Origin of the sequence: Microcystis sp. M049S2 (assembly GCF_020245625.1) — a bacterium.
Classification (GTDB): Bacteria; Cyanobacteriota; Cyanobacteriia; order Cyanobacteriales; family Microcystaceae; genus Microcystis; species Microcystis ichthyoblabe_A.
Genome location: NZ_JADBUN010000132.1, coordinates 1 through 12693, shown reverse-complemented (window position 1 = coordinate 12693; position 12693 = coordinate 1). Strand labels below are relative to the sequence as shown.

At 43.1% G+C, this 12693-nt stretch carries 12 protein-coding genes and 1 pseudogene; 5 read left to right on the top strand and 8 right to left on the bottom strand.

Going from position 1 to position 12693, the window contains the following annotated elements:
• Positions 1-249 precede the first annotated feature (249 nt).
• Complete coding sequence (lepB, locus tag IM496_RS11185; RefSeq protein WP_287661941.1) at positions 250-1347, bottom strand: signal peptidase I; 1098 nt, start codon at positions 1345-1347, stop codon at positions 250-252.
• 173 nt (positions 1348-1520) lie between these two features.
• Here lepB and IM496_RS11180 point away from each other — a divergent pair, with 173 nt between their 5' ends.
• The 3 genes from IM496_RS11180 to IM496_RS11170 all read left to right on the top strand — a co-directional run bounded on the left by IM496_RS11180 (position 1521) and on the right by IM496_RS11170 (position 3246).
• Positions 1521-2180: a glutathione S-transferase family protein gene (locus IM496_RS11180; RefSeq protein WP_194013270.1), complete on the top strand. Its 660-nt coding sequence runs from the start codon at positions 1521-1523 to the stop codon at positions 2178-2180.
• On the top strand, positions 2181-2477 hold the full coding sequence (locus tag IM496_RS11175; protein ID WP_194013271.1) for a glutathione S-transferase: 297 nt from the start codon (positions 2181-2183) through the stop codon (positions 2475-2477).
• A 148-nt stretch (positions 2478-2625) separates the two neighbouring features.
• Positions 2626-3246 (top strand): chorismate lyase, encoded by a 621-nt coding sequence (locus tag IM496_RS11170; protein ID WP_193957480.1) that lies wholly within the window; start codon positions 2626-2628, stop codon positions 3244-3246.
• A 319-nt stretch (positions 3247-3565) separates the two neighbouring features.
• On the opposite strand, the gene IM496_RS11165 is transcribed toward IM496_RS11170, so the two are convergent.
• Positions 3566-5605, bottom strand: coding sequence for a hydantoinase/oxoprolinase family protein (locus IM496_RS11165; RefSeq protein WP_287661940.1), 2040 nt, complete (start codon positions 5603-5605; stop codon positions 3566-3568).
• A gap of 84 nt (positions 5606-5689) precedes the next feature.
• Between IM496_RS11165 and IM496_RS11160 the strand changes: the two genes are divergently transcribed.
• A complete protein-coding gene (locus IM496_RS11160) occupies positions 5690-6697 on the top strand; it encodes a Gfo/Idh/MocA family protein (RefSeq protein WP_194013274.1) in 1008 nt (335 codons plus the stop codon).
• A gap of 326 nt (positions 6698-7023) precedes the next feature.
• Positions 7024-7266: pseudogene (locus tag IM496_RS11155) on the top strand (DUF4164 domain-containing protein); the annotation flags it as partial.
• Here the strand turns inward: IM496_RS11155 and IM496_RS11150 are convergent.
• From IM496_RS11150 to IM496_RS11130, 6 genes are all read right to left on the bottom strand, one after another.
• Positions 7263-7946 (bottom strand): N-acetylmannosamine-6-phosphate 2-epimerase, encoded by a 684-nt coding sequence (locus tag IM496_RS11150; protein WP_287661939.1) that lies wholly within the window; start codon positions 7944-7946, stop codon positions 7263-7265. The pseudogene IM496_RS11155 and the gene IM496_RS11150 sit on opposite strands and share 4 nt — an antisense overlap.
• Positions 7947-8169: 223 nt before the next feature.
• Positions 8170-8679, bottom strand: coding sequence for an inorganic diphosphatase (locus tag IM496_RS11145; RefSeq protein WP_002770856.1), 510 nt, complete (start codon positions 8677-8679; stop codon positions 8170-8172).
• A 161-nt stretch (positions 8680-8840) separates the two neighbouring features.
• Entirely contained in the window at positions 8841-9035 is a 195-nt protein-coding gene (locus IM496_RS22710; RefSeq protein WP_012267246.1) for a TLTLP motif-containing protein, read from the bottom strand.
• Positions 9036-9750: 715 nt separating this feature from the next.
• Positions 9751-10929 (bottom strand): AI-2E family transporter, encoded by a 1179-nt coding sequence (locus IM496_RS11140; RefSeq protein ID WP_149986983.1) that lies wholly within the window; start codon positions 10927-10929, stop codon positions 9751-9753.
• A gap of 476 nt (positions 10930-11405) precedes the next feature.
• Positions 11406-11861 carry a PIN domain-containing protein gene (locus IM496_RS11135; protein WP_287661938.1) on the bottom strand — a complete coding sequence of 152 codons (456 nt, stop codon included), beginning with the start codon at positions 11859-11861 and terminating at the stop codon, positions 11406-11408.
• Positions 11854-12105, bottom strand: coding sequence for a UPF0175 family protein (locus IM496_RS11130; RefSeq protein ID WP_002764591.1), 252 nt, complete (start codon positions 12103-12105; stop codon positions 11854-11856). Before IM496_RS11130 ends, IM496_RS11135 begins: the two co-directional genes overlap by 8 nt.
• Positions 12106-12693 lie beyond the last annotated feature (588 nt).

Below are 12693 nucleotides of genomic sequence, written 5' to 3'. Positions count from 1 at the left end.
ACCTAAAAATTCGGCTCTTCTAGGTTCTGTGTGATAAGTTTAACTTACTATATGATCGATTAATCTTTGTGTCCTTTGTGTCTTTGTGGTTCGTTCCACCCCCTCGCTAGGAGGAATGTATCTTAGAATACACTTTACCCACCAAATCCAAGAGAGCCAAAATTCTTGCGGTTAGGTTTTTCCTCGCTAATAAGTAGATAGGATTAAAATTACCCCTTGAAGATAGCTGAAAATCAATAGTCATCCGCATCATAACAAAGACTGGACACGATCGAGGGGCCAGTAAACTTTATAGGCTTGACCAATGATATAACTTTCTGGCAAAAAACCCCAAGCATGGGAATCAAAACTATGGTTACGATTATCTCCCAAAACAAACAGATTTTTTGGGGGTACAGTCATAAATTCTATTTCATAATTGCCCAACTCGGCAGTGTAGGGTTCTTGGATAACTTGCCAGTTGAGATAAACTTTACCCCTGCGGATTTCAATGGTATCTCCGGCAATAGCGATGACTCGTTTGATAAAAAAATCTCCAGACTTAGGATCTAGTTGCCTAATTTTTTCCGGAGTTCTAAAAACAATTATATCGCCTCTTTTCGCTTGATAATTACCAGATTGACTGACGAAAACGCGATCACCTATTGCGAGGGTAGGTAGCATGGATTCGCTCGGAATCTGGAAAAATTCTATTTTTTGATGTAACCAATTGGGAAAATAATTACAGATAATTCCCCAAGTAAAAATCACTCCCACCATCAGTGCCAAAATGGAACGATAGGTGTGACGATGGGGGTGGAATTGATCAGGGAAAGTGTGATAAACGTGATAAATAGCGATCACTGTAACTAAAGGGGTAAGAAAGAGGATATTGGTGAAAAAATGATCCATTTTCAGGCTAATCTGGGATATAGTCAGAAAAATTATCCCTAATCTCACCTTATCAGCGTACAATTGCCCCAAACCTGGCATAATCCGGTTAGCGAAGACGGCAAACCATGGGTTTTTTTGTTTCCGGGGAATTTTCTCTAAGCTGTTATTCTGTCTGGAATCATAAACAGTCCAGTGAGCGTCAAAAATATTGCTAATGTAAACGATAACCAGAGCAACTATTCCCCCTAATCCCCAGCTTACAGGGCCATTGGGGCTAAAAATTGACCAAATTGTCACAATTATTAATATTACTTGAGCGATCGCCCAAATGGTTGCTTTTTGGTTTTTGTTAGCATACCATTGTCCCAAACCGGGGAAAAACATCGAGAGATTGACCGCTAACCAGGGATCTTTTGCTTGGGAATTAGTCGCATCAGGAGGAGAAACAGCCGAAAAAAGGGGGGGTTTACTCATAGTATATATTTATTGGCAATTCAGTAATCAGTGATCACTAAACAGTAATCAGTAAACAGCAAACAGTGAAAACACAGTAGGAATAATACTGCTCGCTTAATACATACTGCTCACTTAAAACTCAAATCTGATAACTGATAACTGATAACTACTATAGCAATCAACAACAATTAATGCTTTTACTTCAATTTAGCACCTCTCATTACTGTCGCAAAGCTCGTTTAGCCCTAGGTTATAAGGGGATTGATTACCAAGTAGAAAATCTCACCCCCGGACTACATATTCTCAAACTCAGGTCCCTAACCAAAGGGTTAACCACTGTCCCCGTTTTAATGACAGCAGATGAGATTATTGCCGATTCTACTGCCATTTTAAAATATTTAGAAAAAGTAGTTCCTGTCCCCTCTTTTATTCCCGCTGGGGAAAAGGAGAAAAATCAGGCTTGGTTACTAGAGGATTGGTTAGATGAAAGTATTGGAGTAGCGACGAGATTTGTCTATTATAATTATCGCGCTGGAGAGGGAAAAGCGATCGATCCCTCCCTGAGTAGTCAAATAATTATTAAGATCGTGCGACAACAATATAAAATCACCCCAGCTAGGGTAAAACTAGCGGAGGAGCGCCTAGAAAATGCCCTCAAGATTCTAGAATATTGGCAAAATCAGCCCTATTTGGTGGCGGATAAATTAAGTGTAGCCGATATTGCCGCCACTGCCCTCCTCAGTCCTCTGGCTCTAATTCCCAGTTATCGTCAAAAATATCCCTGGTTGTTTGCTAGAATCGGGGAAATTCATCAACAGTGTCGAGAAAAATTGCCCCCCGGTTTAAAGTAAATGCAGCGAACGATCAAAATTATCATCCTCATCTCGATCGGTTTCTTCTCGCCCCTAAAAGCCCTTGCTTTGCCCTCTCCTGAAGATATTCCCGAAGAAGTTTTACGAGCAGAAATTATCACTTCGGCTCGATCGCCCCTGGATAATCAACCCCTAACTGCGGCAGAATATGCCTTACTAGAAGAACAATTAGCCACCAGCATTTATCCCCCCCAAATTAATCCCAAGATTCGACAATTAATTGCCCTGAGAAGATTACAAAAACTCCTCCAGATATTGATACCTTTCTATCGTTAAGATCAAAATAGCCGATCTCCTTTGGCGAGAGTGCATCTGCTAACCAAAAAGTTAGAGAGGATTAGAGCAAGGCGATCGCTTTTATCGCCAGCAGACAAAAATCCCGTGTTATGATTAATGAAAAAATCATAAAGTTTTGTAACAAACCTTGACTGCTATCCTCCACCCCCAAGAAAAGCCCCTGCTTAATCCTCCTTGGTACTCCCTGTCCCCTCTCTGGCAAGGAGACGAAACCGATGTTAAACAAGGTTTACCCCATAGCCAACTCGCGCCTCCTTGGCAGATTTTAATTCTCGGCGATGGTTCTCCCACCCGTCATTTACAACTTTTAACCGGTGAAAAAACGGAAGTGGATGTGATCGATATGTCCCCCATCGGCGACGATGAGGATGGCGCACCGATGAAAATTAGCCTGATTCCGGGACCGAGATTGCGTCGTCAAGTCTGGTTACGCACAGCCAGTGGTCAAAGGTTAGCCTATGCCGCTTCTTGGTGGTCCGCCAATCAAGTGGACGAATATCTAGAAAATCGTTCCCTACCGATTTGGGAAAGTCTCTCGCGGCTGCACACGGAATTATATCGCGATGTGCAGGGACTTTATTACGGTCATTCCCCAGAATTAGAAATAGCTTTTGGGGAAAAAGGAGCTTTTTGGGGTCGTCATTACCTATTTTGGCACGCTCGCCAACCCCTTACCCTGATTTACGAGGTTTTTTCTCCCTATCTCCGTAAATACCTCGGCGAAATGAGAATTGATCAATTAGAATAACTGCCGTAGATATTTCTATGTAGGGTTTACTGAATAAAGCTAAAAACCTTGTTGGATAATATAGCGTTTTTCAGTCTGCTGAGGTACAAAAGTTATGGTTTTTAGGCAAAAGGCAAGAGGCAAAAGGCAAAGGGGAAGAAAAACAGGTGTACCTCACTAGCTTAGGAAACGCTATATCTTTAGGCTTTTTTGAAATCAAAAAGTGGGGGAAATTTAGGCACTTTTTCCCTGAAAATTAGGTAATTGGCCACCTCAAAACTGGTAAAACCCCACACCCCACACCCTACCCCCACGAAAAACTTTTTGCCGCAAACCCTAGTTAATCTTTGGAGAGAATTAAATGATTTTTCTCCGTTAATTTGGCCATCCAACCCGGTTCGATCACAATCGTGCTGATTTTTTCGATAATAATTGCTGGTCCGGCGAGACAATCAAAAGGTTGCAGATCTGAACGCTGATAAATTGGCGTTTCCCGCCATTGATTAGCCATAAAAACCGCTACTCGATCGAGCAGAGGAGGTAATTCTTTCATGGGACGGGTGCGAGTTAAAATTGCTTCTTGGGGACTGTCCATAGTCTGGATCAATTCCACGGCGATGGACTCAACAATTAAAGCTTTTTGTTCTTGCTTAAACCCATAACGTCTTTGATGTTCCCGTTCAAAATCCTGACGCATTTGATCGCTAAAATTAACCGCTAAAGTGGCATCACTGCCTTGATATTTTAAACTAACTTGCTGCCGCACCTGATTATAACCCTCTAATTCCCGACCCGCTAAAACTTCTAATTCGTTCATTTCCGGGAGTAACTCCCCGATTAAATCGGCATTTAACGGCTGTTCGATCGCTTTTTCTTTAATTACCCTCAAATCAGCCAAACCCATGCCGTAGGCGCTTAAAACCCCGGCGTAGGGATGGAGAAAAATGCTTTTCATTCCCAGAGTATCGGCAATTAAACAGGCAACTTGGCCTCCAGCACCGCCAAAGGTACAAAGAGTATAATCACTGAGATCATAACCCTTTTGCAGAGAGATTTTTTTAATCGCATTAGCCATATTTTCCACGGCAATTTTAATAAACCCAGCAGCCAGCAGTTCAGGACTATTATTACCCCCCATTGTTGCCGCCAATTCTTGAAACTTTGTCAGCACAATCTCTCTATCTAGGTTTAAATTTCCCTCTTCTCCAAAAATAGCGGGAAAATAGGCAGCTTGAATTTTTCCTAACAAAACATTAGCATCGGTAATTGTTAAAGGTCCACCTCGTCGATAACAGGCAGGTCCGGGATTAGCTCCGGCACTTTCTGGCCCAACGCGAAAACGATAACCATCATAGACTAAAATCGAACCCCCACCAGCAGCTACTGTGTGAATACTTAACATCGGCGCTCGCATTCTTACGCCGGCAATTTCGTTATCTGTTTGCCGCTCGTATTCCCCTTGAAAATGAGAAACATCGGTGCTAGTTCCTCCCATATCAAAACTGATAATTTTGCTAAATCCCGCCCTTAAACTGGTTTGTACTGCCCCGACTATTCCCCCCGCAGGACCGGATAAAATGCTATCTTTGCCCTGAAATTTATCGGCGGTGACTAAACCGCCATCGGATTTCATAAATAGTAAGCTAGTCTTCGGTAATTGCTGGCTAATACTATCAACATAGCGGCGTAAAATTGGCGATAGATAGGCAGAAACTACCGTGGTATCTCCCCGGGATACCAGTTTCATTAAAGGACTGACTTGATGGGAAATGGCTAGATGAGTAAAGCCGATTTCTTCGGCAATGGCTGCCACTTGTTTTTCGTGGTCGGGATAACGATAACTGTGCATAAAAACAATCGCACAACTTCGGATACCCGCTTGATAAACTGGTATTAAATCGGCTTTAACTTGGGCGGGATTAACGGCGATTAATTCTTGTCCTTGACTATCGTAGCGTTCGGCCACTTCGATAACTTGTTCGTATAATAAAGAAGGAAGAATAATTTGACGGGCAAAAATATCGGGGCGATTTTGATAGCCAATTCTCAAGGCATCTTTAAAACCTTTGGTGATTAACAAAACCGTGCGCTCTCCTTTTCTTTCTAACAGCGCATTGGTGGCTACCGTTGTTCCCATTTTGATCACTTCGATGTTATCTAGGGAACCGCTAATATCTTTGATCCCTTGAATGACTGCATCTGGGTATTTTTCGGGATTCTCCGAGAGCAGTTTATAGAGAACAATCCACTGTTGATCGGCAAGGGGAACAATCAGAAATCTAGCGGCATCTCTAGCTAGTCGTTCAATAATTTCTGGTCGATCGATTATCGCCACTATATCGGTAAAAGTCCCCCCTCGATCGATAAAAAATTTTAACATAATCCCTTCCAGTTCTCAGAATCAATGAACAATTGCGCCTAATCCTTTTAAAATAAACTAGATTGATCTATCTGAGTAAGCAAAATGTCCACAGGAATCGCTATTTTAGGGGTAGGACGTTGGGGAGTGCATTACGTCCGTCATTTTTCTCAACATCCCTCAGCGCAAGTAGTGGCGATCGTTGACCCCTCCCCCGAAAAACTCCGTCTCTGTCGCGATCAATTTAATCTCGATACTAATAAGGTTATTTTAGCCAATGACTGGGAATCTATTCGCAATCACCCCGAAATCTCGGCCGTAGTCGTCGTTACTCCCGCCATCAGCCATTATCCCCTGATTAAAGATGCTCTTAATTTAGGTTATCACGTTCTGGCCGAAAAACCCTTAACCCTCAATTCCCAAGAATGTGCCGAATTAACGGCATTAGCGGTGCAAAAACAGCGTATTTTATTAGTTGATCATACCTATCTTTTTCATCCGGCCGTTATCACCGGACAAAAAGTCCTGCAATCCGGTGGCATCGGTAAACCTCTTTATGGTTATGCCACCCGCACCCACCTGGGTCCAGTGCGTCAGGATGTGTCCGCTTTGTGGGATCTGGCTATTCACGATATCTCGATTTTTAATCATTGGTTAAATAATACACCAGTATCGGTGCAAGCGCGAGGAACAGTTTGGCTACAACCTAATCTAGCCGATTTAGTCTGGTTAACCCTGATCTATGGCGATGGTTTTCAAGCGACTATTCACCTTTGTTGGTTGAATCCCGATAAACAGCGACGTTTAGGGATGGTTGGCAGCGAAGGGACTTTAATTTTCAATGAATTAGACTCTCGATCGCCTTTAACCCGACAAAAGGGCTATTTTGAACGTCAGGAAGCCTATTTTATTCCCCGGGGACAGGAGACGGAATCTATCCCTATTGCCGATGGTGAACCACTGAAAGCATTGTGCGAACATTTTTTAGAGTCGGTGGCTACGGGTGTTAATTCTCCTGTATCTTCGGGATCGGTAGGGACGGAATTAGTCAAAATCCTCCAGGCAGCAGAATTATCTCTAGCCAGAGGTGGAGAGATTGTGCGCTTAGAATAGGGAAACATGGGGTTGATAAGCTGTTGACTATCTAAATTACTCGTTAAGACTGCACCGGGGTTGACAGCAGGGAAACGAGCGATCGCTGTCTGCTTAGTCGATGTGTTGGGCAATGATGCCAGTGCTACAGTTGAGGTGAGGTAAAATCTCCGACGTTTCCCAGAAAGATGAAGTATAACCTGATTTGCTATTGACGAGGAGTTTATACGGTGTTAGATTTACCTAATTTCTTTCACCCGGTCGGTGCGTAGCATGGATGGTCAGTTTATCGGCGACCATATAGTTAGTAAGACTTATATGAAGGGAATCCAAACCTACAAAGAGATGTTACTCAAAAATTCGACAAAATCGATGAACGTCTCACAAAATTAGAAATCGGAAAGGCCGAACTCAAGGGAGAGTTAAAAGGAAATATTAAAGCTTTACATAAGCGATTGACCCCTGAAATCAAGGGATTAACGGCACGGATTGCCTATCAGGAATTTACTAACTGGGAAATTCTAATCCCTTTAGTTGTCGCCATTTTGGGTGGCGCGGCTAAACTTTTTGTTTTTTGTCCCTCCCATTAATCCTTTGATGAAATTCCTTGTAAAAAAGCGGTAGTTTTTAAATCAATCCCAGTAATTGCCGTGCCGACAACTACCGAATATGCACCAACTTCTAGGGCTTTTTTTGCTTCTGTTGGAGTCGATATTCCTCCCTCACAGATAACAGGAACTGATAACTTAGTAACTAATTCTTCTAGGAAAGAAAAACTCGGCGGCTGCAGGTGTTTAGTGGCTTCTGTGTAACCGTAAAGAGTTGTACCGACAATATCAGCACCAGCTGCCACGGCATAAATAGCACTTTCGATCGAGTCTATATCTGCCATGACTAATTTACCAGTTTCTTGATGAATACGATCGATAATTGTGGCTAAATTTTCATCATCGGGACGCTTTCTGGGGGTAGCATCCAAGGCAATTATATCGGCACCCGCATCGGCAATGGCGAGAGCATCTTGATATTTGGGAGTAATATATACCGAACAATCGCGATAATTGCGTTTCCAGAGTCCAATTATCGGTATATCCGGCAATTGTTGACGGGTGGCTTTCAGATGAGCGGGACTATCAATTCTTACCCCACAAGCACCCCTATCCACACAAGCATGAGCCATGGCAGCAATAATTATGGGATCGTGCAGAGATGAATCCACTGGAGCTTGACAGGAGACGATTAAACCCGATTTTAAGGTTTCTATTCGCATAAATTGGGGTGTGGGGTATGGGGTGTGGGGTGTGGGGTGTGGGGAAGTGGGGGAAGTGGGGAAGTGGGGGAAGTGGGGGAAGTGGGGAAGTGGGAGAATTTCAACTAAAACCCTAAAACCTCAACACCCCTAAACCCCTAAATCCCTATCACCCTATCACCCTATCACCCTATCCCCCGACTCCTAACCCCTAACCCCAGCAACAAACTTTTTGCCGCAAACCTTACTTATAAGCAGCAATACACTGTTCAACTAAAGCATTTACTGCGTCCACATCTTTCCAACCGAGAATTTCTGTGACTTTTTTCTCTAGATTCTTATAGGTTTTGAAAAACTCGGCGATTTCCTCCAAGCGATGGGGAGAGACATCTTTGAGAGATTTTACCTCTGCATAACGGGGATCTTTAGCGGGAACACAGAGAATTTTTTCATCGCGATCACCACCATCGATCATTTCTAGCATACCAATGGGACGCGCCGTAATCACACAGCCGGGGAAAGTAGGCTGATCCATGATCACCATACCATCTAAAGGATCGCCGTCATCGGCGAGGGTATTGGGAACAAAACCATAATCACAGGGATATTGTACCGAAGAATAGAGAACGCGATCGAGAGCAAAGGCGTTTAAATCCTTATCAAACTCGTATTTATTCTTACTACCGGCGGTAATTTCCACTAAAACGTTAATTAAACCGGGTTTCGGTTGGGCAGGAATGCGCGATAAATCCACAAGCTTTCTCCAAATACAAGACAATAGCGCCTTTAGAGTCACCTAAAAGCGCAAGCAAAATTAAAACACACTTTGATTAACTCCGATCCAAATTTTACCCATAAGGGGGATCGGGACGAAGAAAAAAAATTTTACCTTGGCAATCGTCTATCTCAATTCTGTCACCTCATTTGCCTCGTTAGGGAGTAGGATGTGTTACCGGTAAGGGGTTCTTCGGTATAGTTAGGCGTGGAGTTATATCCAATCGCTAACAAGGGTAACGTTAGGGTCAGAATTGCGATCATGGTTCCGAGTAAATTGGCCCACCTATGACTAGGAGGTTCGGAAGTCTTCCCTGACGGGTTGCTTGATTCCATAAAGGGGTCGTGTTGAACTCGACAAGTAAAGAATACGAGAGATGTATAGAGCAGTCAGCCATTGGCTTTGAGCTTTTGGCAAATTACTGCTATTTTTTGCTTTTGAGCTTGGTTAACGTCTCGTTAAAAAGCGAAACATTAACAGCAATACTCTCCCTACTAATTATATTTTACCAATTCTTTTCCAAGAGTTCACTCTGATACTTTTCTTGACGATCTCTCCAGATCATGGTCTGTTGGTTTTTGTCCATGTCATACTAAATCAGTTTTTAATAACTGGATTTAGTATCAATCCACAAAAAAAATGTCTGAAAAGCCCAAATATTAAGCGATTCAAACATTTTCTCATTGCAATCGGAGGGTGATATTGACTTTATGTCTTAACTTCGAGCTTACGATAGAAACTTGGCTGTTAATGTAGCCTATTTAACCAAAATATCGATTTTTTGCTTATTTATCGGGATAGACAATGACCCGTTCTTAAAATTATCCGAGTTTAGAGACAATTGGTTAGCTAATCTGCCCATAAGTCAGACTCCAGAGACTGGCAAGGCATCCGCCAGGGACGGCGATCAGGGCAAGTGGAGTTAATCTACCAATATGGATATCATAACTCGATCGAGGGAGAAAAGCCAAGAACCTGCGAGAAAATTGCCGATTTATCCCGGCCAATATTACTGCTCACATCGCCCTAGATCATGCCGTCAGTCATTCTTCAGCGAGAAACTACCTCGCTAGAGGATTCCGATTCTAGGGGGAGAGAGGGTTTAATTATCCCGTATTTTGTCTCCTCTGGTGTCACTTGACGGATAACCTCCAAAGCTTCCTTAATCATTACTGCCATGGGAACCGCGACAATCACCCCCAGTAAACCGCCCACTCGCGCCCCCGTCAAGACCGAAACCAACACCCAAAAGGGATTTAACCCCGTGACACTGCCCAAAATCCGGGGAGCAATGCCGTTTTCGACAATTTGCTGCACCACTACAGCTACGGCTAAAACTTGCAGAGCTAAACCAATATCGCGCAAAGCTAGTAAAGCTGTCACTGTGACAATGCCGACAGTTCCCCCAAAAGGGATTAAGGCCATGGTGCCAATCAAGAGGCCGAATAGGAGACCAAAAGGGACTTTAATCGATAAAAATGCCGTGACTAATCCCAGGGCCATGCAGGTGGCACAAATCACCTGTCCGACAAAGTAATTCTGAAAACTTAAGCGTAGGGTTAGAGAAAAGGGTTGTTGGACGGGTTTGGGCAACCATTGGATAATACTCCTCCAGATATCGGGACTGTGGAGAAGTAGATAAAAGGTGAGGATAATGGTTAGCAGCACATCAAGCACTCGCACCACGGTAAAAACGGTGAGATTAAGGGCTAAATTAACGCTTCTTCCCGCTAGAATTTGCAATTCTGCCCCTAAACGACTGTTAAACTGAGCGATAACACCATCGAAACTGATCGGAATCGGTAGATTCATCGTGTCGATTTTGGTATCTAGTTGCATCAGTTGGCGCTGTCCCGAGTCTAACCATTCTGGCAATCTGTTGACAAATTGCTGTGCTTGGGTGAAGACTAGGGGAACTAGGGTTATGCCCACGGCCACAAAAATTAAAATCGTGATCAGGGAAACCACGATCGCAGCTAAACCCCGTTTTAATCCCTGACGTTCCAACCAAGTCACCGGATAACCCAAGAGAAAAGATAGAACGGCCGCTATCAGTAAAATAACAAATAAAGATTCAAAATAGCCAAAAATTGCCGATAATGCCCAGACATTCAGGACGACAAGTGGTGCAGCTAGAGCAATCACCAGTAAGCGAGATAAGGAATTCAGGGATTGCCACCACGTCTGAACCCAATTGCGTTTCGGGGGGACGACTTTAACTTCCACCATGAAGCCTCTTAAAAGGGTTGTTTCAATACTTGTATTCTGACAGATCGAAGCCGAACCCGCTAACTCAACCCGGGGAAGTGGGGTGATGGGGTGTGGGATGCTGACAGGTGTAGGTTTATTACAACCCAGATGGTTCTTCGGTTTGTCTTATGCAACGTACAGGATTATAAGGAATGAAACTCTTATAGAGAAAGACATTTGGCGATTTTTGTCAATTGTTTTTGATCTAGAGCGAACTAATCAATTAAGTCTCTTGCCAGATAAGGATTTAGTCGATTTATGCTCCCCTATCGAACCATACCAAGTAACGAAGAGCCTTTTTTTTAAGCATACTTACTCTCCAGCTAATCGAAGAACATCATTGACAACTTTAAGTACCTAAGCAAAATTAATTACACATATCTAACCACCTCTTGCCTCTTGCCTCTTGCCTCTTGCCTCTTGCCTATCTTCACTAGGAAATTAATTTTGCACGACTACTTATCAGTTAGCCACATTCCTTGATGGCGTAACTTAGCAATAACGGGAACAACAGAAGATAGATAGCCCTGCTGCTTCGCTTTAACTAAAACACCAAGCGTTCCTGAGTATTTCAAGCGATATAAATTGGCAATACGTCGGGCTAACTGATCATCAAAAATCAGTAAACTACCTGGATTTTCTAATCCCAAAGCTAAGACCTCAGCTTCTCCTTGCCCTAAATCAATAATAGCTGGAATTAGACTGACTAATTTAACCAGAGTAATTGAAATCCATTCAATTGCCTGAATATTGGGAACATCAATTCCTTTATTTTTACCGATTGCTAATTCTTCGATTACTGCTGGAGGAGTCAAGATTTGAGAATACAAGCGTTGGAGCAATTCCAAATAGCCCACTTGATGTAAGTACAGTAGAGGAGAGGTGTTGACAATGACTTGAGGATTAGGCATTGACAATATCTTGTTCCAATTGTTCAGTCGTTAAAGAAAAAGGGGAGACTTGATAACGCCCCAAAATAGTTAAAAATTCTACTCGTGACATTCCGGCTAATTGGGCTGCACGTCCTGAAGATAGTTTGTCAAGTTCAAAAAGTTTAACGGCTGCCAATATTTTTAATTCTCTTGATAGATTTTCAGGAGTTTCTTTGAGACTAATTAAGATTTCTTCAGGAATTTCAAGGGAAATAGTGCTCATTTTCTTTCTCTCTCAATAATTGTCTCTATTCTACACCAATAAAATTAGTCCTTCTCTGTGAGCAGAATCAGTAACGGGTTTCCCCTCTCCAACCGACAGAATGAGCGGGTGCAGCCTATCTTGTCCTCAAGGGGTTGGAGACCAAACCTCTACGGCTTTATGGCAATATAATCGTGCTTAATTTGGGTTAGCGATCGCGTTGAGGGGCAGTCAAGGGAGAACACAAAGGCGAATCCGACATACCGCGCTACAATCCCTTACGGAAGACGATAGTTCGCCTGAGAAGGAGTAAAACAGGGAAAATACTTGAGACTCCTTCTCCTGTGAATCGCTGCGATCGCACTCTTAGGATACACTTATAAATGTGGTAAAACTTAAAATGAAAGCCAGAAAAACAATAAGGAGGTAAGGGCAGTAGCTTGACATCCTCGCCGCCCTAAAAGTGCGGCGATTCCTAAACCTCACGATTTAAGTTTCTGCTTCCACCACCGTCGCATACCACAGTTAAAAAACCATGTACTGTCTTACACAGAGTCCACAGACTTTCGCCCCATTTCAGAAGCCCGATTCCGTGTGTCCCACGGTACG